16 protein-coding genes and 1 pseudogene are annotated in these 20,072 nt (G+C 63.2%); 9 read left to right on the top strand and 8 right to left on the bottom strand.

Annotated features, from left to right (window positions below):
• Window positions 1–81 precede the first annotated feature (81 nt).
• From CG716_RS19645 to CG716_RS19630, 4 genes are all read left to right on the top strand, one after another.
• Window positions 82–1,722, top strand: coding sequence for a PE-PPE domain-containing protein (locus CG716_RS19645; protein ID WP_094482675.1), 1,641 nt, complete (start codon window positions 82–84; stop codon window positions 1,720–1,722).
• A 95-nt stretch (window positions 1,723–1,817) separates the two neighbouring features.
• Window positions 1,818–2,615, top strand: a complete 798-nt coding sequence (locus tag CG716_RS19640; RefSeq protein WP_094482673.1) for an alpha/beta fold hydrolase — start codon at window positions 1,818–1,820, stop codon at window positions 2,613–2,615.
• Window positions 2,612–3,757 carry a SpoIIE family protein phosphatase gene (locus tag CG716_RS19635; RefSeq protein WP_094482671.1) on the top strand — a complete coding sequence of 382 codons (1,146 nt, stop codon included), beginning with the start codon at window positions 2,612–2,614 and terminating at the stop codon, window positions 3,755–3,757. The genes CG716_RS19640 and CG716_RS19635 overlap by 4 nt, the downstream gene beginning before the upstream one ends.
• A 186-nt stretch (window positions 3,758–3,943) precedes the next feature.
• Complete coding sequence (locus CG716_RS19630) at window positions 3,944–4,636, top strand: GAF and ANTAR domain-containing protein (protein ID WP_094482669.1); 693 nt, start codon at window positions 3,944–3,946, stop codon at window positions 4,634–4,636.
• Window positions 4,637–4,655: 19 nt separating this feature from the next.
• Here CG716_RS19630 and CG716_RS19625 read toward each other — a convergent pair whose 3' ends face one another.
• From CG716_RS19625 to CG716_RS19615, 3 genes and pseudogenes are all read right to left on the bottom strand, one after another.
• Window positions 4,656–5,408, bottom strand: coding sequence for a GAF and ANTAR domain-containing protein (locus CG716_RS19625; RefSeq protein WP_094482667.1), 753 nt, complete (start codon window positions 5,406–5,408; stop codon window positions 4,656–4,658).
• 64 nt (window positions 5,409–5,472) lie between these two features.
• Window positions 5,473–6,183, bottom strand: a complete 711-nt coding sequence (locus CG716_RS19620; protein WP_234817926.1) for a GAF domain-containing protein — start codon at window positions 6,181–6,183, stop codon at window positions 5,473–5,475.
• Window positions 6,184–6,402: 219 nt separating this feature from the next.
• Window positions 6,403–7,161 (bottom strand): annotated as a pseudogene (locus tag CG716_RS19615) (SigB/SigF/SigG family RNA polymerase sigma factor); the annotation flags it as partial.
• A gap of 161 nt (window positions 7,162–7,322) precedes the next feature.
• Here CG716_RS19615 and CG716_RS19610 point away from each other — a divergent pair.
• The gene (locus CG716_RS19610) at window positions 7,323–8,420 is read left to right on the top strand and encodes a DUF2855 family protein (protein ID WP_094482663.1); all 1,098 of its coding nucleotides are present in this window, start codon (window positions 7,323–7,325) and stop codon (window positions 8,418–8,420) included.
• Here the strand turns inward: CG716_RS19610 and CG716_RS31145 are convergent.
• Window positions 8,417–10,864, bottom strand: coding sequence for a cellulase family glycosylhydrolase (locus CG716_RS31145; RefSeq protein ID WP_094482661.1), 2,448 nt, complete (start codon window positions 10,862–10,864; stop codon window positions 8,417–8,419). The two genes, CG716_RS19610 and CG716_RS31145, sit on opposite strands and share 4 nt — an antisense overlap.
• Window positions 10,865–10,967: 103 nt before the next feature.
• On the opposite strand from CG716_RS31145, the gene CG716_RS19600 reads away from it, so the two are divergent.
• Complete coding sequence (locus tag CG716_RS19600) at window positions 10,968–11,654, top strand: TetR/AcrR family transcriptional regulator C-terminal domain-containing protein (protein ID WP_094482659.1); 687 nt, start codon at window positions 10,968–10,970, stop codon at window positions 11,652–11,654.
• Window positions 11,655–11,761: 107 nt separating this feature from the next.
• Window positions 11,762–12,379, top strand: coding sequence for a TetR/AcrR family transcriptional regulator (locus CG716_RS19595; RefSeq protein WP_094482832.1), 618 nt, complete (start codon window positions 11,762–11,764; stop codon window positions 12,377–12,379).
• Here CG716_RS19595 and CG716_RS19590 read toward each other — a convergent pair.
• The 3 genes from CG716_RS19590 to CG716_RS19580 are packed head-to-tail and all read right to left on the bottom strand — an operon-like array spanning window position 12,361 to window position 15,169.
• Window positions 12,361–13,194 carry an SDR family NAD(P)-dependent oxidoreductase gene (locus tag CG716_RS19590; RefSeq protein WP_165774216.1) on the bottom strand — a complete coding sequence of 278 codons (834 nt, stop codon included), beginning with the start codon at window positions 13,192–13,194 and terminating at the stop codon, window positions 12,361–12,363. The genes CG716_RS19595 and CG716_RS19590 overlap by 19 nt on opposite strands.
• A gap of 30 nt (window positions 13,195–13,224) precedes the next feature.
• Complete coding sequence (locus CG716_RS19585; RefSeq protein WP_094482655.1) at window positions 13,225–14,283, bottom strand: LLM class flavin-dependent oxidoreductase; 1,059 nt, start codon at window positions 14,281–14,283, stop codon at window positions 13,225–13,227.
• A 43-nt stretch (window positions 14,284–14,326) separates the two neighbouring features.
• Window positions 14,327–15,169 carry a TauD/TfdA dioxygenase family protein gene (locus CG716_RS19580; RefSeq protein WP_094482653.1) on the bottom strand — a complete coding sequence of 281 codons (843 nt, stop codon included), beginning with the start codon at window positions 15,167–15,169 and terminating at the stop codon, window positions 14,327–14,329.
• Window positions 15,170–15,348: 179 nt separating this feature from the next.
• Between CG716_RS19580 and CG716_RS19575 the strand changes: the two genes are divergently transcribed.
• Window positions 15,349–16,542, top strand: coding sequence for an amidohydrolase family protein (locus tag CG716_RS19575; RefSeq protein ID WP_094482651.1), 1,194 nt, complete (start codon window positions 15,349–15,351; stop codon window positions 16,540–16,542).
• Between the two features lies 1 nt (window position 16,543).
• Window positions 16,544–17,767 (top strand): cytochrome P450, encoded by a 1,224-nt coding sequence (locus tag CG716_RS19570; RefSeq protein ID WP_094482649.1) that lies wholly within the window; start codon window positions 16,544–16,546, stop codon window positions 17,765–17,767.
• 173 nt (window positions 17,768–17,940) lie between these two features.
• Here CG716_RS19570 and CG716_RS19565 read toward each other — a convergent pair whose 3' ends face one another.
• On the bottom strand, window positions 17,941–19,527 hold the full coding sequence (locus CG716_RS19565; RefSeq protein ID WP_133066984.1) for an Ig-like domain-containing protein: 1,587 nt from the start codon (window positions 19,525–19,527) through the stop codon (window positions 17,941–17,943).
• Window positions 19,528–20,072 lie beyond the last annotated feature (545 nt).

The following is a 20,072-nucleotide window of genomic DNA, read 5'->3' as shown; positions in this document are numbered from 1 at the left end:
TGCGGCGGTTCTGATTATGCTGCGCGAAAAGCATTATAGCCGAACTGCTTTCAATAGTTCGCTTGCCGGAAGGGCAACGCAATGAACAAACCGCGTATTGCGGGCGTGCTGGGGCTGACGTTGGCCAGCATGCTGGGGCTGACGTCGATGACGAACCCGCCGATCGCCTTTGGCAGCACGGATACCGCACTGATCTTGGGCGGCAGCGGAATACCGATCCCGCCGCAAAGCTACGTCGACGCCGTCGACCAGCTCTACCTCAACCCGCACGGGTACTCGGCATATACCCCGCAGGCCCTGACCACGCCCGAACAGTTCTATCCAGTCACCGGAGTCAAGAGCCTGACCCCCGACACCTCGATCGCCCTGGGCCTGAGCATTCTCGACAACGCGATCACCCAGCAGCTCGCCGACGGAAACCGCGTCGTGGTGTTCGGCTACTCGCAAAGCTCGATGATCGCATCGCAGTTGATGGCGCAGCTCGCCACGGCCAACAATCCCCCGAGCCCCAGCCAGCTGAGTTTCGTGCTGGTCGGCGATGAAAGCAACCCGAACGGCGGCCTCATCGCACGCTTCGAGGTCCCCGGGGCTCCGCTGTCCTTGCCTAGCCTGGGTGCGACCTTCAACGTGGCCCCGACGACGAGCGACACCTACTCCACCGCCGTCTACAGCCAGGAGTACGACGGCTTCGCCGACTTCCCCGAGTACCCGATCGATCTGTTGTCCGACCTCAACGCATACCTGGGTGTGTTCACTGAGCACTTCGCCTATGCGGATCTCACGCCGCAGCAAATCAATTCGGCGATTGCCGTGCCCTTGCCGACGACCGGCAACACCACAGTTCAGTACTACATGATCCCCACGGCCAATTTGCCGCTGTTGGCCCCGCTGCGCTTGATTCCCCTCATCGGTGACCCGTTGGCCGACCTGCTGCAGCCGGACCTGAAGGTGCTGGTGAACCTGGGCTACGGCAGCATCACCAACGGCTGGAGCCCGGGACCGGCGAACACACCTACACCGTTCGGTCTCTTCCCCACCAACATCAGCGCGGCCGACGTCCTCACCGCGTTGGCCAATGGGGCCGTCCAAGGGGTCACCGATGCCCTCAACGATCTGAAAACCCCGACCTTGATCGACACCTCGCCGCTGTCAGCGCTCTTGGCGGGCCTGCACACAATCGGCCTGACCCCCAGCGACAATCCGTCGATTTTGCAACTGTTGGCGGGCTTCGCCACACTCGGGAACGCCGGCGTCCCGGTTTCCGCCAGCGGTGGCCTCGTCAACACGCTCACCAGCGTGATCTCCAACGCCATCGCGGTCACACTCCCCCTCGCCGATACCGCCCTTGCCATCGGAGCCAGCCTCCCCGCATACGACGTGCACTTGTTTGTCAGTCAGCTCCGGGCCGGTCACCTGCTCAACGCGATCGGGATGCCGATCGCCGCTGACTTCGCGCTGGCCCCGTACGCACTCCTTTTCGGCGCGGTCTTTCCCATCGTCGGGACGGTTGCGAGCACGGTGACCCAACTGGCCGAACTCGCTCGCTTGGAGCCGAACCCTGCTGCCGCCGCCGCCGCGAGTTCACCGCGACCGCCGAGCGCGGCCGGACTCGCCGGACACGGGACGGACGCCAAAACAACCAGCGCTACCCCGGGCTCGAGTCGGTCGATCCGCAGTGTCCACAGCACCACGGGCGCAAGCACACACCGTGCTCGCCGCTGACGGGGGCAGGGACAGTTCAGCAGCCGTGGTGACCATATCTGCAGCTCAGGGCTCGACGCCACCGTCGAAATCGGCGCCCCTGCAAGAATGAACCGATGGACGTCGCCACCCGCAACAACGTCACGCGCGTTGGTGACCCGTCCGGACCCACGCTGGTACTGGCGCACGGCTTCGGCTGCGACCAGCAGCTGTGGCATCGGGTGGCCTCGCGACTGCGGGACCGCTTCGATCTCGTGCTGTTCGACCACGTCGGTTCGGGCAACGCCGAGCCCGCGGCCTGGGATCCGGATAAGTACGCGTCGCTGAACGGCTATGCCGACGACGTGGTTGAACTCGTCGAGGCGCTCGACCTGCGGGATGTGGTGTTCGTCGGGCACTCGGTGGCCGCCATGATCGGTGCGCTCGCCGTGTCCGCCGCGCCGGCCCGCTTCGCCAAGCTGGTGATGGTCACCCCGTCGCCCCGCTACATCGACGACGATGGGTACCGCGGCGGATTCACCCACGCCGACATCGCCGAGTTGCTCGACTCGCTGGAGAGTAACTACCTGGGCTGGTCGCAGGCGATGGCTCCGACGATCATGGGCAACCCCGAACGCCCAGAGCTTGCCGAGGATCTCGCGACGACGTTCTGCCGCACGGATCCCGCGGCCGCGAAAGTCTTTGCGCGCGCGACGTTCCTGGCCGACAATCGGGCCGATCTAGCCGGTGTCTCGGTCCCGACGCTGATCGTCGACTGCCGGCAGGACGTCATCGCACCACCCGAAGTGGGCGCGTACGTGCGTGATCACATCCCCGGTGCCCAATTGATCACCCTGGATGCCACCGGCCACTGCCCACATGTCAGCGCTCCGGATGCCACCGCCGAGGTCGTGGCCGCATTCGCCGGCCGATGATCGACGTCGAGGAGCTCTGGGAGAACGGGCCCACCGGCCAGCTGGCGGCGACGACCGACGGACGGATTGTCGTTGCCAACGCCACGCTGGCCTCCTGGCTTGGAGTCAGTTCAGAGACGTTGTGCGGCAGGCAGATCACCGACCTTTTCACGGTTGGCGGCCGGATACACTTCGAAACCCACCTCGCGCCGATGCTCACAATGAGCGGGCGGCTCGACGAAATCAGCGTCGAGCTGCTGAGCGCGGACGGATCGCGGCGGCCGGTTTTCCTCAGCGCCAACGTCAAGACCGGCGACGACGGCCGCCCGGCGTTACTGCGCCTCGCCATCTCGGATGCCCGCGAACGGCGCTCCTACGAACGCGCTCTGCTCAATGAGCGTCAGCGCGCCGAATCAGAGCGGGCCAGAACGCAGGCATTGGCAAATACGTTGCGGCGATCCCTTCTGCCGCCATCGCTGTCCGTGCCCGACGGACTCACCGCGGCCACCCACTACCAACCCTCGGTGCAGGACATCGGCGGTGACTTCTACGACCTATTCCCTCTGTCGCGCAACACGTCCGGGTTCTTCTTGGGCGACGTATGCGGCAAGGGACCCAAAGCGGCAGCGATCACGTCCTTGATGCGATACACCATGCGCACCGCCGCCGTCGTCAATCCCGACCCCATCACCGTGCTGCACCGACTGAACTCCGTGCTCGGTCAGGAAACCGACGATGAAACACCCAGCTTCTGCACCGTGGTGTTCGGGACCCTCACCCACAGCAACGGTGGCTTCGCGGTGCGGTTGGCCAGTGGCGGGCATCCACCGCCGCTGCTGCTCGAACACTCCGGCGAAGCAAGCTACCTGGACATCACCGGTGGCATGGCGGTAGGCCTGACCGACCGGCCGACGTTCGTCGACTCCTCGCTGTGGTTGGCCCCGGGCGACACCATGCTGCTGTACAGCGACGGGTTGACCGAGGCGCTCGTCGGCGACGGAACTCGCCGATTCGACGACGACGGCGCACTGCGCAGGTTCGCGACCACCGTCGCACCGACTACGGTCGATGTGCTGATTGACGAAATTCGAGAATTGCTCAGTGGTTTCGGGGCCGGTGTCGAGGATGACACCGCGGTGCTGGCGCTGGGTGTGCCCGCTTGACGGGATTCAAGCGGAAGTCACAGCTGCCAGCAGCAGCGGGTTTAGGTCCAGGCTGACCGGGCATAGCTGAACTTAGGCACGTCCTGTGGACGTCCACACGAACTGCTTAGATCCCGCCGGTTCAACCCTGAGGCCGGCGGGATCGAATCTCTCATGATTGTGCCGGGCCGCGGGTAGCCTCGGCGTATGCCCGCACAAAGCAGCCGGGAGTTAGCCCGGACGCTGGGCGACCTCGCGGTGAGGATGCAAGCCCAGAAGGGTACCGGCGAGACTCTGCACACCATCGTCGAGGCAGCCGCGGACATCGTGCCCGGAGCACGGTGGGTGGGTATCTCCCTGATTCAAGGCCGCAAAGTGCTGGCAAAAGCTCCGACCGATCCGATCGCGGCCAAACTCGACGAGCTGCAGAACGAGCTCGGCGACGGGCCCTGTCTGACGGCGTTACGAGATCATCAGACGGTGCACATAGAGGACATGTCGACCGAAGACCGCTGGCCTGAATTTTCTCGGCAGGCAATGGCATTCGGTGTTCACAGCATGCTCTCTTTTCAATTGTTCGTCGAATCAGAGAACCTCGGCGCGATGAACCTCTACGGTGCGGAGGCCAGGTGCTTCTCGAAGGAATCAGTCGAGGTCGGCACGGTTGTCGCCCAGCACGCGGCGGTGGCGATGTTCGGCGCGGCCGCGGCGGGCCAGTTCCAGTCGGCGCTGGCCAGCCGCGACGTCATCGGCCAAGCCAAAGGCATTTTGATGCATCGCAACAATGTGTCCGGTGGACAAGCCTTTGCGATGCTGACCCGGGCTTCGGCCGACACGAATATCAAGCTTGTCGACGTGGCCCGTTGGCTCGTGTCGGAACACGAATCAGACCTCGAGTGAGCTCCACTGTTGTGGCTGCTTACGATCGCAAGGCGAGATCCGCGAGTGCTGCGAGAATGCTTGCGCGTTCCTCTGGATGAGCCATCAGGTACCGGGCCGCATCGGTCAAATGCTCAGGATGAGTCTGCGCGTACCGGCGCAGCAACGTGAATGCCTCCTCCATGGACAGGCCGAGGCGCTCGCTGACGAACCCCGTGGCTTGGTCGACGACCACGCGATCGGTCAACGCCGCGTGCAGTGACGGGATGACGGTGATCGGCGTCGGAGAATGTTCTTGCAGGATCGCCACACACGCCACGTGCACCAGAGTGTGTGCCACCAAGAGATCGGCGGTGTCAAGCGACCCGACGTGAGCACCGAACAGCCCGAGAGTCCCCAGCACGGAGCCGGCGGCACGCATGGGAACCGCGTGCACCGACATGAACCCGGCAGCCGCGGCCGCAGCGACAAAGCGCGGCCAACGCCCCTTCTCCGCCTCTAGATTGGGGGCCGAGACCGGTTGGCCGGTCGTGTAACAGTCCAGGCAGGGACCCTCATCTGCCTGCAGTTGAAATACCTCCAGATCGTGAGATCTCTTGGATGTTGCGGCCATCAAATGAAGGTCGTGGCGGGGACCCGCCAGAAGCAGGCCTGCCGCGCGAACGTCGAGAAGCCTGGCGCATTGTTCGGTGAGATCGGTAAGTAGTTCTACGACGTCGAAATCGTCGAGCAGGCTGTCGACAAGCGTGACGACTGCTCCCAGAACGTGCGTTTCCCGCGGTGTGCCCATCATTGCCCACTCTCATCGGCCAGCAGTGAAAGCACCACAAGCACTCCATCCGGCAACGGCCTATCCATCAGTCTGCCTCCAAGAACAGTCTCCGGTCGATGATGTCGCGAGCAATGCTGGTGGCGCTGCGACCCGATGCGTAGGCGTGCGCCCGCAACCGAGCAAGGGCCGACGCGGCGGTGAGATTCAGCTGAGCCATGAGCATGCCGGTGGCCTGGCTGACTTCGGTCCGTGACAGCGCATTCAGATCTGCCCACGCGTTGCTACTCGGATCCGTGAACCCCGCCCGCAGATCTTTGCTCAGCAGGTCCAGCAGCGGCAGTTGAACCAGCTCTGCGGCGACGGCCATGCCCGCAATCTGCTCACGGGACAGGTCGCCGGGGACAGTGCGGAAGAAGTCAAGAGCTCCAACGTATTCGCCCGCGACCGCCACCGGCATCGCGTACACACCACGGATTTCCTGAGCGATCATCATCGGCCCATAGGCCGGCCATCGATGTTCACCGGCGTCGGCGAGGTCGGCGACCATCACAGGCACGCAGCGAGCGACAGCATCTAGGCAAGGCCCCTCTCCCACCACGAATTGCATCTCGTCATAGACCCGCGCCCGCGAGTCACTGGCGCCGAAAGTACCGACGTTGGCACCGTCAAAAACCAGCGAGAAAGCCGCCGCATCGACATCCATCAGGTCGACGCAGGCCTCGCACAAGCGGTCGGCGGCTTCGACGCCACGAGCGTCGCCCAGCGCGCCGAGGAGACGGACCTCGATATTCGACACTGACTACGCTGCCTTCGCCGGATCGACTGCAGGGGTCGCCCAGCACGATCCACCGCAATGCCCTGGAGCCTGATCGAAACGGAACGTGGATCCGCGGTTGCCGTTCCCGGTGACTGCCGTCATCGCAATACTCTTCGTCGACGTGGGTGCAGATATTGACCGCCTACGCCTGCGGCAGAGGTGGAAACGGATCTTATCCGGCGGCTGCGAGCGCGGGCTCACTAGCGCTGTCCGGATCGTGTCGAGTGCCTTGGCCAGGAGGCGCGAGACGTGCATCTGCGAGCAGCCGATATGTTCGGCGATCTGAGTCTGGCTCATGTTCTCAAAGAATCGAAGGTGGAGAACGGTTCGCTGCCGTTCGGGTAACGCGGCGAGCAGGGGACGCACCGTCTCGATGTCGAGCACCTTGTCCAGGTTGGGGTCGAGGTCTCCGAGCGACTCGCCGAACGGCCTGTAGTCCTCGCCGACCATCGTCGGCATATCGGTGGACATTGTCGAGTAGTGGGCTCCACCGACAGTCGCATCGACGACGAGTTCTCTTGCTATTCCGAGGTATTCGGCGATTTCCAGGATCGAAGGCGTTCGCCCCAACCGTTGGGATAGCTCTGCGTGAGCCCTAACCAGTTGTGGTTGAAGCTCTTTGACCTTGCGGGGCACCTTGACCGCCCACGTGTGGTCCCGGAAGTGACGGCGCACCTCGCCCATCATGGTAGGCACGGCGAAGGACAAGAAGTCCGCCCCGTTGTCGATATCGAAGCGGTTGACAGCGCTGACCAAACCGGCCCGGGCAGCCTGTACAAGGTCGTCGAGCGGTTCGCCGCGGCCGACGTACCGACGCGCGACGTGATCGGCAAGCGCCAAGCTGTGCTCGAAGATTTCGCCGCGTTGGCGCAGGAACGCCGGGGAGCCCTCTTCGAGCGATTGGAGGCGACGGAACATCTGGTTCAGTTCCGAGTAGTTAGAATTCGACTTGGGCATCAGCAGGTTCCCTTGTTGCGCGCTTCGCGGTATGCGGACTACGCGGCCCGAATCTGAACCTGTGGTGAGCGACTACCCTGCCGATCGAAGAATGAAACATAGCCACGAGTCGCGGCCGCCCCCGATCACAGGATCCAACGATATCGAGCAAAGGAGCTCCGATGACCATACGGTTGGCGGTGGCACGTACCGACCTTCGCGCGCTTCGCTGGACGGAAGCACCGGCGAAATCTCTGGACGACGGCGAGGTCCGGTTGCGCGTCGACACCTTCGCACTGACGTCGAACAACATCACGTACGCAGCCTTTGGCGACGCGATGAACTACTGGCAATTCTTTCCGACCGGCGATCCGGGAACGGGCTGCATTCCGGTGTGGGGCTTCGCCTCCGTCATCGAATCACGCTGCCCCGGAGTGGAAGTCGGTGAACGCTTCTACGGCTACTGGCCGATCGGCGACGAGGCGGTACTACAGGCCACGGACGTGCATCCCGGTGGTTTCACCGATGGCGCCGAACACCGGCGCGCACTTCACGCGATCTACAACCAGTACGTGCGGTGCAGCACCGACCCCGGCTACGTGGCCGACCGCGAAGCCCAGCAGGCGTTGCTGCGTCCCCTCTTCGCCACGTCGTTCCTGATCGACGACTTCCTGGTCGACAACCAGTTCTTCGGTGCCACGACCGTGGTCCTGTCGAGTGCGTCCAGCAAGACCGCTTACGGCACGGCGTTCTGCCTTGCCCGGCGTCGCGGAAGAGCTGAGGCGGTCTCCGTCGTCGGACTCACCTCGCCGGCCAATGCCGCGTTCACCCGTTCTCTGGGCTGTTACGACGACATGGTTTGCTACGAGGACGTCGCGACGTCCCTGCCCGAGGTCGCTTCGGTGTACGTCGACTTCAGCGGTGACGCGGCGGTGCGCGCGGCCGTACATCGCCGACTCGGCGACCGGCTGGCCTACAGCTGCGCGGTCGGCGGCACGCATTGGGACGCAATGGGTGGCGGCGGCGAACTACCGGGACCGGCGCCGGTGCTGTTCTTCGCGCCCGATCAGGTTCGTAAGCGTGCAGCCGATTGGGGACCGACAGGGCTTCAGGAGCGGATGGCCGAAGCGTGGACGGCGTTCATGGCGCCGGTCACCAATGCCGACCATCCCTGGTTGACGGTGGTGACCGGACAGGGTCAGGACGCGGTCGAACACTGCTACACCGCTCTGCTGGACGGGGCAGTGCCGGCTCACGAGGGCCACATCCTGTCGGTCTAAACGGCTGGCGCGCTAGTCTCCTCTGCACTGGCGGTCACGACTACGCCGACCGTGGTCGCGCCGTCATCTGAGGCAATGACGAGCTGGGCAGCATTAGGCGCCGAGACGACGTGACCGCCGGTGACCGTCACCTGATAGCCGTTCGGGAACTCGACTGCCGGAGTCGAGATAGTGGTCTGCGATCCGGCGGCGAAATTGCCTGAGCCATCGACCTTCTCGGTGGAGTAGCTGAACTGGAATATGCCGTTTTCGAACGACCACGCGTTCGGCGTCCCCGAAATCAGCTGCGGGTACGGCTGGGCCAGCGTCGCCAGGTTCGCGGTATTGACGTTGTCACCGGTCGGCGGCAACGACGGGTCGTACACCAGCGACTCCAAGCTGGCCGGCGACGCACTTGTGGTGGTATCGCCCACGCTGCTGTAAGCCCATTCCGTCCAGCCCATGAGGAATTGGTCAGCGGGATCCATCGAGGCCGTGATCACGCCCTGGGTGCTGCTGGCACCGAACTCAGTCATGAACACGGGGATGCCGTGCGCTTCCGCCCATGCGACCGCGGCCTTGGCGACACCCTCGACGTCGGGCAGGCACTTCGACGCGGATTGGACGGCGCAATAGTCGTGAAACGAAAGCACCGAGTTGGGCACGTCGACCGCGCCTAACTGGATAGGAACACCGAATGAGGTTGCGGCATAGGGCTCGTAAAAGACAGGGGTCGTCGAGTCGACCGAGCGGATTGCCGATCCCACCTGGTCGTAGAACTGAGTTAGATTCTGCTTGCCGAACGCCGGGTTGCCCAGGATGCTCACCACGTCGAGCAAGCTACCCGGATAGGGCTCGTTCATGATCTCGTAGCCGGCTACATTCGGATCACCGGCAAAGTACGCCGCGACGTGCTGGGCCATCAGCGCGTAATTGTTCTCCAGCCCAATGCTGTTCGACGCCTTGTAGTTCGACCAGAACGCATTCCACGCATTGTTCTCCGCAGGGCTGAGGAAGGCGGTCAGCGGGAAGCCCAGCTGTGGATTCGGGAAACCACCAGTCTGGGTGGCCCATGCCGGGGCACCCTCACCTCCGAATGTGCTGCCGTACAGATCCTGATGGAAGTCGACGATCGTGTAGATGCCCTGCGCTGCCAAAGTTTGCACGGTCTGGTTGACCGAATTGAGGTAGGCAGTGTCGTACACGCCGGGCTCGGGTTCGGCAGCCGCCCAGATGACGGACAACCGTACGACGTTGAACCCGTTGGCGGCCAGGAACGCCGCGTCGTCCTGACTGAACCCGGCTGCCGACACTTCGTAGGGCGCCTCCTTATAGCTGACGTTGACGCCGTGCAGGATCAGGACCTGCCCGGTGCCATTGGTCATCCAGGTGCCCGTGGTCGAGACGGATGTCGTTGTTGCGGTTGACGTTGTCGATCCAGCTACCGTGCCATAGTGACCACCGAGACCGTGGCTGCCGAGCAAGCCGAGCAGGCCGCCGGTCCCACCGGCTCCGCCGAGGGCGGCCAGCGCGGTCGGATCGCTGCCCGCGCCCGCGTCACCGCCGTCGCCACCGTTGACGTACCAGCCGCGTCCGTTGCCGCCATCACCACCAGCGCCACCGACCGCGCCATCACCGCCGCCACCGCCGCCACCCGCGATGCCGACCAACCCGAGTGCGGTACCACCAGCGCCGCCGGCCCCGCCGTCGACTTCGGCGTCGCCGTCACCGCCCTTTCCGCCCGACCCGCCGTCGCCCATCAGCCGTCCGCCGTTCCCGCCGGCGCCGCCAGCAGCCCCCGCCCCACCTGCACCACCGCTGCCCCCGTCGCCAAGCAGTCCGCCGGCACCGCCGGAACCGCCGGTCATACCGACTACTGTGCTGTCCCAACCGGCGCCGCCGTCACCGGCCAGCCAGCCGCCGGCACCGCCGTTCGGATGCGCTTCGGTGCCGACCGCACCATCGCCGATCACGTAGGACCCTGCGAGCGTGTTGATAACGGCGTCAACCCGCTGGCCGGCATCACTGGCGATCCACTTCTCGACCCCGGTGTGGATCGGGACGTAGATCATCTGATGGAGCACGTCCGTCGGGCCTTCCGTCTCGCGGCGCGCAGCCGCGGCCACGAGCCACGACAGCGGTGAGTCCGCAGGCAGCGTCGGCGCGTGATCGGTGACCGTGGTCTCTACTGCTTTGACGAAGCCCGACACCGCCTTGGTGATCGTGGTGACGGGGTTGTGCGACGTCACCGACTGCGCTGATATCGCGGTGGTGGTCGACTGCTTCACGACGGACGCCTTGGTCTCGCTGGATGAGCCGGACGACGAAGCATCACTGGGCGAGGAGTGGGGCGCAGCGTGGCCGGTATCCGCCGCGGCCACGCCGTTTCCCCAGCTCAATGCCACACCGATACCCAGCGCGACAGCAAGACCACCAACCCGACCGACGTACGCAGATGCTTTCATGCGGTCTTGTATACGACCCCAGAACTGACGGCCGGGCCAATTTCGACAAATTTCCCCCGTTGTGGGGGAAATTGTTGTTCGCGGAGTTACTAGGCTGGCGGAGGTGAACGGTGAGGATCCCCATGAGGGCGACGAGGCCGCATCGCCTCATCGCCGCGGCCGTCCAGCACGGACCAGCCGCGATCAGATCGTCACCGCCGCGCTCGGGGTGGCCCCGGGAGGGCTGACGCTGCAAGCTCTCGCCGACGAGCTCGGCGTCGACCGCAAGACACTGCGCTATCACGTCGGCGACCGCGAGACGCTGTTGGCCTTGATGGCATCGGAGGTTTTCCGCGCCGAGTTCAACCGCATCCCCCCGCCCACCAACGGTGACTGGCGTGACGCCCTGCGCTGGTATGCCCACGCCGTCCGCCGTGCCGTCATCACACTGGGTATCCACGACCGATTCCCGTTGGAGGGCGCTGTCGGCCTGGCGGCGATGCGACAAGCCGAATTAGTGCTCCAGACAATGGTCGACAGCGGGTTCGAGATCGAGCAGGCCGGACGCGGGGCCAACACCGTCGTCGAGCTCGCGATGTCATCCGCCCGGGACACACTGTTACGCCAAGGGCAAGCGAATCATCCGCAGTACGGCGAAGCGATGGCGGCCATGCAGGCCGACGTCTCCGAATTCACGATGCTGGGCCAAGTTCTGGTCGCCATGTCGGCAGAACTCAACGAAAACAAACAGTTCGAGTTCAACCTCGACGTCGTCCTCGCCGGGCTGGCAGCACTCACCGGGAAATCCTAGAAAGCTAGAAAGACGGAGTGTGGCCGGCCCGTTCGCGAGGGCGCCGTGAGAAACTGGATGCCGGACTTATTTCGATTGTGAAGGGCACTTTGTCGACCAATCCGCCGATGTTGGGTCGGCCCGCCGGATCCAGCGGGACTGAGACCCGCCAGCGCATCATCGAGGCGGCGATGCGCTGCGTAGCGGAGGTCGGCTATTCGCGGGCGACCATTCGCCGGATCGCCAGCGACGCGCAGATGACCAGCGGCAGTCTCTACCATTACTTCCCCAACAAAACCGAGCTGATCGAGGCGACCTTCAACGAAGTCGCAGAGCTCATCAACGAGCGATTTCGAGCAGCTGCCCGCCGGGACGGCGGCGTACTTGACCGGTTGACGGCCATCCTCGACGAGGGCGAGCGGATAACCAAGGACTATCCCTTCGCCGCTGCCTTCGAGCGTGCCATCCGCAGCGAGGGTCCCCAGAACCTGCGCCTCGCCGAGCATGCGGAGAAGATGTTCGGCGAACTGCGCGGACTGTTCGCCGAGATCATCGAACAAGCCAAGCGGGAAGGCGCGCTCTCCCCGAGCACCAGTGTGCAGGCCGCAACGGATGCGATCGTCGCACTCATCAGGGGGTTGGAGGAACATTCCACCGTCGCGCCCACCCGCCGCTACCGCGCCACCGTGCAAGCACTGAAGCTCTTACTGGGCGGCAGTCTGTTCGACTACAGCAAGCTCGACTGACTCTGGCTTTCCTCGCGCGCGACGACATCAAAGGCGTCGAGGACTGGCTTTTGGTAGGTGTCGAGCCAAACCTGCCGCTGGTCGGCGTGATCGAAGACGAGCTGGCGGTCGTTTCGGATAGCCCGCACAACCATGGGTGCAATCGCTTCTGGCTCCAGCAGTTTCATGTTCTCGTGGATGAAATTCTTCGGTATCGGTATTGGCCCCGGGCCGGGACCCCCGAAACGTGTAGGTCGATAGCGTTCGTTGTTGGTACTCAATCCAGTCGCCACCCCGCCGGGGCAATAAGTCGTGGTCTTGATGCCGTGCTCGCCAAGCTCGATCCCGAGATTCATCATGAAGCCGACGATGCCGAGCTTGGCTGCGGAATAAGGCGCGTGCAGCGGAACCCATGCCGGCAGTATCCCGGCCATCGACGCGGTCGCGACGAGATGGCCACCCTGGCCACCGGCGATCATGTCGGGCAGGAAGGCCTGAATGCTGTGGATCGTGCCCATGAGGTTGACGTGGAGAATCCAGTCGACGTCGGCGTCGGACATGTCGGTCAGCCGCTGAAACGACGTGGCACCCGCATTGGCGACCAGTAGGGTGATCGGACCGAAGGCCCGCTGGGCCTCATGCTTCATGTCGGCGATGGAATCGCGTTCGCAGACATCGCATTCCAGAGCGACGGCCTGGCCGCCGGCCTCCGAGATCTCGGCCGCCACCGACTCAGCGTTCTCCAGCAGGATGTCCGCGACCGCGACGGCCGCGCCTTCTTTGGCCAACTCGAGTGCCAACACCCTTCCGATACCGTGGCCGCCGCCGGTGACCACTGCCGCGCGATCCCGAATCTCAGTCATCAGTCAGCTCTTGAGTTTCGGCAGGACTTTGTCGGCGAAGAGCTTGGCCTGCTCGTAGACGAGTTCGTACGGGAGGCCGCCGAAGCTGAAATTAGCCAGGATGGAGTAATCGCCGACCATTTGTGCGCGTTCGAGGTGATGTTCGATGAGTTCCTCGGGCGTGCCGATCAGGTTGCCCGCGATATAGTCCCGGTATGCCTTGTCGGCTCCCCCGGCAGCCTCGGCGGCTTGGCCCATCAACATGTACGTCGAATATGACGGCAGCTCTTTGAAGTGGTCGCTCATGAACTCGTAATGGTTGGCCACCTGGGCGAACATCGCGCTGAAATAACTGTCGCAGTACTCGGTGACGCGGCGTTTGTCCTCGAAGCACAGGACGAAGTCCGAGATGATGAACGGGGGCGCCGCCTTCTTGTGCAGCTGCTCGAAAGTCTCTCGGTAACTGTTGATCTCAGGCACCGCATTGCGCCAGTCACCCTGGGAGAAGCGCAGGGTCTGCAGGCCGTACCTGGCGGCCACCTCGACTGACGACGGCGACATCGACACCATGACGGTGCGGTCCTTGAACGACTTGAACGGACGCGGACGTATCTCGGTGCGCGGGATCTGGTACCACTTGGTGTCAGCCTCGACGATGCCCGTCTCGATGCCCTCCATGATGATCAGCGCAGCTTCGTCGAACATCTCTCGGGAATCGGCGAGTTCCGCACCGAAAGAACGGAATTCACGCCGTGCAGCGCCCCGGCCCATTCCCAGGATGAGCCTGCCCTCGCTGAGGATGTCGAGCTGGATCGCCTGCTCGACCACACGCAACGGGTTGTTCCACGGCAGGATGACCGCGCCGGTGATCAGCTCGATGTGGTTGGTCTTCGCCGCCACGTAGGACAACATTCCGAACGGGTCAGGACACGCCGCATAGTCGGTGAAGTGGTGTTCGACTGGGCCGACGTAGTCGAAACCCATGGCTTCGGCCTCGATGGCCAACTGCGTCTCTTGCCGAAACTTTTCGGCATCCGGAATGCCATTACAGTTCTGATAGCCCAGATGCATACCAACACGCATGAATTGATTCCTTTCAAGGGAAACTCGTTCGGAGATAAGCTATTCAGACTGCGACGGGTGAGATGGGCTCCTCGCCCTTGAGGGTGAAACGGTGTAATACCCGGTCGCAGTCCGGGTCATAGGGGCGAGCCCGGTGCATCGTGCCGGTGTTGTCCCAGATGAGGAGATCGCCCAACTGCCACCGATGGCGGTAGACGTAATCATCGGAGGTGGCATGCGCCATCAGGCGGGTTAGAAGTGCGTGGCTATCCACCGGATGAAGCCCCACCACATGCGACGCGGAGGTGCTCATAACCAGCGATTTGCGCCCCGATTTGTGCTGCCAGACAAGCGGATATGTCGGTTGCGGATAGTCCATCCAGACTTTGAAGTCTTCGAGTCCCGCGTCGGGCACGGCCGGGAACATCGTCGCCTGCATGGTGTGGACCGCCTGCAGTGTTTCGAGGTATCGCTGCTCGTCGGCCGGCAGGTCTTCATATGCCGCATAGGTGTTGGCGAACTCTGTCTGCCCACCTTCGGGTGGCAGTACGCGCGGGGACAGCACCGTGGCAAACGGCGGGATCGTCTCGTACGTGCCGTCGATATGCCAGAAGAAGGTGCCGGCGAAATACTCGGCGTAATCCGGGTTCACCCGCCTGTCCATGCTGACCTTCAACAGACCTGAGTCGTCTGGGCCCTTGGCTCTGCCGAGTCGTAGCTCGCCGAGAGTGCGGGTGAACGATCGCTGTTGTTCGTCGTCGAATCCGATGCCACGTGCGATCACCACTCCGCGCTGGACCAGCAGAGCGCGGATCTCCTCGGCGTGCGATCCATCGAGCAGCTCAGCGGCGTTTATCTGAAGTTCGGCACCGATCTTCGGCGTCAACGGCGTCCAGGTCAGTGTCATCACGGCCTCCGATTACAAACCAATCGCTTGATTGATTCGTATCATCGAGCACATGCCGTCGAACTGTCAAGGGGCCGAGTAACTCCGACGCCACTCGCTTGACAGCCTGGGCAATCCACCGCATGATGCGAATCAATCAATTGATCGCTTTAATAACCAGCCGACACTTCGGAGATCACATGCCGTCGCGCAATCTGCCCTACCCGGTGTTCGACGCCGACAATCACATGTATGAGACCGAGGAGGCGTTGACCAAGTTCCTGCCGGACAACCGCAAGCACGTCATCGAATACGTGCAGGTGCGCGGCCGAACGAAGATCGTCGTCAAGGGACACATCAGCGAGTTCATCCCGAACCCCACCTTCGAAGTGGTCGCCAAACCAGGTGCACAAGAGGACTACTTCCGGCATGGCAGCGGCGGCAAGTCCTACCGTGAAGTGATCGGCGAGCCCATGAAGTCCATTCCCGCCTTCCGGGAGCCGGCACCGCGCCTGGAGGTCATGGACGAACTGGGCCTCGACTACGCGTTGATGTTTCCCACGCTCGCCAGCCTCGTGGAGGAGCGGTTGAAGGACGATCCGGAGCTCACGCACGACGTGATCCATGCACTGAACCGATGGATGTATGAGACCTGGTCTTTCAATTACGAAGGCCGGATCTTCGCCACTCCGGTGATTACGCTGCCCATCGTCGACCGCGCCCTCGAAGAACTGGAGTGGTGTCTGGAACGTGGCGCCAAAACGGTTCTCGTCCGCCCAGCGCCCGTCCCCGGCTACCGCGGCAGCCGTTCGTTCGGAACCGAGGAGTTCGATCCGTTCTGGCGGGCATGCGTGAGCGCGGGCATCCCGGTCTCGATGCACTCGTCCGACGCCGGCTACGCCGAATTCGTCAAAGTGTGGGAACCGGCCGACGAATACCTGCCCTTCAAGCCGACTCCGTTCCGCTTGTTGACCGTCAGTAAACGGGCCATCCACGATGCGATGCTCGCGCTCGTCTGCCACGGCGCGTTGTCCCGTAATCCGGATCTCCGCATCCTGTCTATCGAGAACGGTGCCTCGTGGGTGCCGCACCTGTTCGAGGGACTCGTCGACGTCTACGCCAAGATGCCGCAGAGCTTCTCCGAGCACCCGATCGACGCGTTCAAGCGTGCGATCTACATCAGCCCGTTCTGGGAAGACAACTTCGTGGACATCGCCAGGACCGTGGGGTTCGACCGGGTCCTCTTCGGTTCGGACTGGCCACATCCCGAAGGGATGAGGGATCCGCTGTCGTTCGTCGACGATCTCGTCGGCGTATCCGATGAAGACAAAGCGAAAGTGATGGGCGGCAACATGATCGAGCTGCTCAAGATCGCCACGCCCGCTCGCACCTGACATGACTTCCGACGTCACTACCGACAGCGCGGTGGACTTCGACCCATTCTCGGTTGACTTCTTCGACAATCCGCACGCCGTGTACCGGCGCCTCCGCAACGAAGCTCCCGTCTACCACAACACGAAGTATGGCTTCTGGGCACTGTCCCGATACGAGGACGTCGCCCCGGCGATGAAGGACTGCGAAACCTACTCCTCGGCAAGAGGAGTCACGCTGGATATGTTCCTCGACCCTGAGCCGAGAACTCTGTCGGCGCCGTTGATCATCATGATGGATCCTCCGGAACACACGCGGATGCGAAAGCTCGTCAACAAGGTGTTTACTCCGCGCGCAGTCACGGCCCTGGAATCGATGGTCCGCCAGACCATCTGCGATGCGGCCGCCAAAGTGGACCCGGACTCATTCGACGCCGTAGCGGATTTCGCGGCTCTTTTCCCCGTCGAGGTCATCACGACGATGCTTGGGGTGCCCCCCGCAGATCGTCAACAACTGCGACAGTGGACCGCCGCCGGCCTGCATCGTGAAGCCGGCAAGTTGGGGCCAACGCAGGCCGGCATTGAAGCCACCCGATCCTCCGCGCGGTACTACTACGAGTTGGCCCTGCAACGCCGCGCGAATCCCCGCGACGACATGATCTCGCGGCTGACCCAGGTTGAAGTGGAGCGCGACGACGGCACCACCACCGCACTCACGGACATCGAAATCGTAGGCTTCTGCACGATGTTGGGCAGCGCGGGCGCTGAAACCGTCGCGAAACTCATCGGCAGTGCTGTGGTCACCTTCGCGGCGAATCCTGATCAATGGCAGCAGTTGCGCTCCGATCGCGGCAAGATCCCGGCCGCGGTGGAAGAACTGCTGCGCTACGACGGCCCAGTGCAATACGACATCCGCTACAACATGCGGGACGTGCACGTGCGCGGCCGGACCATACCGAAGGGAAATCCGGTCATGATGCTCGTCGCATCAGCAACCCGCGACGAGGCGGCGTTCCCCGATGCCGACCGCTTCGATATCAACCGGGCCCACTCCGGGCACAACCTCGCATTCGGATATGGCATCCACAGCTGCCTGGGTGCGGCGTTGGCCCGCATGGAGAGCCGGATCGCGCTGGATGTTCTTCTCGAGCTCATCCCCAGTTATGACGTCGACACCGCCGGACTCACACGGGTAGCGGCAAGTAATGTCGGCGGCTGGCACAACGTGCCGGTACGTTCGTCGCGGTAATACGCGGTGGGGTACTGGCGGTGCTGACTCAGTTGCTGCTGATACCCCCGCACCCTCAACGGACTAAACGCCGTCAACGCGATCGCCCCGTGCGACGGAACACACCATGACTGAACGCATCTGGCCGATCACGGGGATCAGCAGCCGGGCCCTCGGGTCGCTTGTTCGGAGCGCTAAGAGTCGACGGGCGCGAGGGTGTAGCCGAGGTCTTCGAGGACGCCCCGATCCACGGCGCTGAACGTGCGGGGACCTGGCCCGAAGGGATCCACGGCGTTCATCAAATCCCGAGGCTGAATCGTGCCGTTGAACGTGTTGTCATCGGTGTGAGCGATGGAACTGCCGCCGTCGTACGTCTCGGGCGTGTAGAGCGGCACCGGCTTACCACCGTAGGCAGCTACGGCGTTTGGTCCGTTGAAGTACAGGCCACCGTTTTTCCCGATGATATTGGACTCCAGCGCGGGGTTGTACTTGTATGTCGTCGAGTTGATCGCAGCAGTCCCGCTGGAGTTGGTGATGAACTTATCGTAGGTGGTCCAATTCGTGCCGTTATTGTCACCAGGTTCATCCAAGGCGTCCGTCCAGCCCAGCGCATGCGTCAACTCATGCATCGCAACAGATTCGAAGTCGAACTGCGTGTCGCTGATCGTATTTCCGTAGCCCCAGGACTTGACGAAGTTGAAGGTGACGGTGCCGTCGGGCGCGTTCCCGTTGGCGTCGGTGCCCGTGAGGATTTTCTGCTGGACCACTGTGCCGTAAAAGCCCGAACTCGACTTGTTGACCCGAGGGCTGGACGCCGACGCCAGCGCGTCGTACTTTTTACCGTCCTCGTCAACTCCCAACCGACCGCGGACCGTCAAGGTGAGCGTGGTGGGAGTGGTGACGACGATCGCGGACGCCACTTGCGTGGCCGACCATTGCAGAGCGGCCTCGGCCTCCGACGTCCAGAAGATGGAGCCGGTGCTGTATTTGAATTTGAAAGTCGGATAGATCTGGGTGCCCTGGTCGACGACGACATTGACGTACACCGCGGCAGGGCGAAGCGGATTGGCCAGGTCGATGTGTGTTCCGGATTCGGTGACTTTGATGATGAAGGAGTCTTGTCCGGTGAACGTTGTTCCCGGGGTGTAGGTGTAGGTGCCATCTGGGTTGATCACGACGGTGCCGTTTTGCGCGCTTTGCAGGATCGTGGTTGTGGTCTTGTTACCGACAGCATCCTCGATGTTGAGGTTGCCGGTGATCGCCCCGCTGGTCTGACCCGTGAGCTGGACGGCATCAACGGTGGGGGCCGCATCGAAGAAGGTGCGCCGCACCCACACCGCCGCGCCTTCGATCAGCGACCGCAGTTTGGCCGCAATATTCGACAACCAACTGGCAACCGATGGGGGGAGGAGCCCTTTGGCAACGGTCATCACCGGGGTCGTCAGCGCGGCCAGGTGGGTCGTCGTAGCCAGGGCTGTAGGCGCCGCGGCGTGGACCGGCACCACCTTCGCGGTAACCGCGGCAGCCGCATTGACCAGGGCCGCGGGTGGCCGGCCTGCAGTGGCCGGCGTCCGCTCTGCAAGGGCAGTGCTGTTGGCGGGCTTGATATTACGGCCAGACGAGCCTGTCGCCGCGCCGGCCCCACGCGCAGTAGCGGCGCTGTGCGCCGGCTGGGACCCCGAGCTATCGGCGGTGGCGACGCCCGCCGCTTGTGGGCCTGCCAACAACACGCCTGCAGCCAGCGTTGCTATCCCGAAACTCGCATTGCGCGCGACCGACATGACGTGAACCCCCGGGACATGATGCTCAGCAAATTTTTCACCTCGCAAGGTACAGCGCTTTTCGCCGGCACAAAAGCGATTCCACCGACACAGATGGAACACCGGCGTACCGAGTCGCTTGCTCACCAAGGACAAAGGAAGGCTGGGCACGCTCGACACGCATCGGAAGTTGCCGATCCGGGCAGCAGACCCGATCCCTGCCGGCCGTCGAGGGCGACGGCAAACCATAAGAGTTGACCGCTCCTGCTGACCTCAAGCGCATGAACGGCATCGAACTGTCGCACGATATCGGCGCCGGACTCCCGAAGGGCGACAATCATTTCGGAAATATTCGAGAGAAAGCATCCTGTACCCGCGGAGCGGGGCGGTCGACACTGAAGGACCCGCGCCACTCGCCGGTAAACGCAGATGGGGCAAATTAGCAAATATTGCCTAAACGTTTGGACACACCGTTATCTGGCAAAACCGCAGACCTGGTAATGCGCTGGGAATTTTCTGCGCCAGGATGCAAATCCGAAATTCAGCCGTATTTTGACGGCAACATC

This window comes from Mycolicibacterium sphagni, assembly GCF_002250655.1.
GTDB lineage: Bacteria > Actinomycetota > Actinomycetes > Mycobacteriales > Mycobacteriaceae > Mycobacterium > Mycobacterium sphagni.
Note: the sequence above shows the minus strand (reverse complement) of the source record. Positions and strands in the feature narration are given on the sequence as shown.

Excerpts from the sequence above, each read along its gene's own strand:
- CG716_RS19645 (WP_094482675.1), top strand. The coding sequence starts at position 82 with ATGAACAAACCGCGTATTGCGGGCGTGCTGGGGCTGACGTTGGCCAGC.
- CG716_RS19640 (WP_094482673.1), top strand. The coding sequence starts at position 1,818 with ATGGACGTCGCCACCCGCAACAACGTCACGCGCGTTGGTGACCCGTCC.
- CG716_RS19635 (WP_094482671.1), top strand. The coding sequence starts at position 2,612 with ATGATCGACGTCGAGGAGCTCTGGGAGAACGGGCCCACCGGCCAGCTG.
- CG716_RS19630 (WP_094482669.1), top strand. The coding sequence starts at position 3,944 with ATGCCCGCACAAAGCAGCCGGGAGTTAGCCCGGACGCTGGGCGACCTC.
- CG716_RS19625 (WP_094482667.1), bottom strand. The coding sequence starts at position 5,408 with ATGATGGGCACACCGCGGGAAACGCACGTTCTGGGAGCAGTCGTCACG.
- CG716_RS19610 (WP_094482663.1), top strand. The coding sequence starts at position 7,323 with ATGACCATACGGTTGGCGGTGGCACGTACCGACCTTCGCGCGCTTCGC.
- CG716_RS31145 (WP_094482661.1), bottom strand. The coding sequence starts at position 10,864 with ATGAAAGCATCTGCGTACGTCGGTCGGGTTGGTGGTCTTGCTGTCGCG.
- CG716_RS19595 (WP_094482832.1), top strand. The coding sequence starts at position 11,762 with ATGTTGGGTCGGCCCGCCGGATCCAGCGGGACTGAGACCCGCCAGCGC.
- CG716_RS19585 (WP_094482655.1), bottom strand. The coding sequence starts at position 14,283 with ATGCGTGTTGGTATGCATCTGGGCTATCAGAACTGTAATGGCATTCCG.
- CG716_RS19580 (WP_094482653.1), bottom strand. The coding sequence starts at position 15,169 with ATGACACTGACCTGGACGCCGTTGACGCCGAAGATCGGTGCCGAACTT.
- CG716_RS19575 (WP_094482651.1), top strand. The coding sequence starts at position 15,349 with ATGCCGTCGCGCAATCTGCCCTACCCGGTGTTCGACGCCGACAATCAC.
- CG716_RS19570 (WP_094482649.1), top strand. The coding sequence starts at position 16,544 with ATGACTTCCGACGTCACTACCGACAGCGCGGTGGACTTCGACCCATTC.
- CG716_RS19565 (WP_133066984.1), bottom strand. The coding sequence starts at position 19,527 with ATGTCGGTCGCGCGCAATGCGAGTTTCGGGATAGCAACGCTGGCTGCA.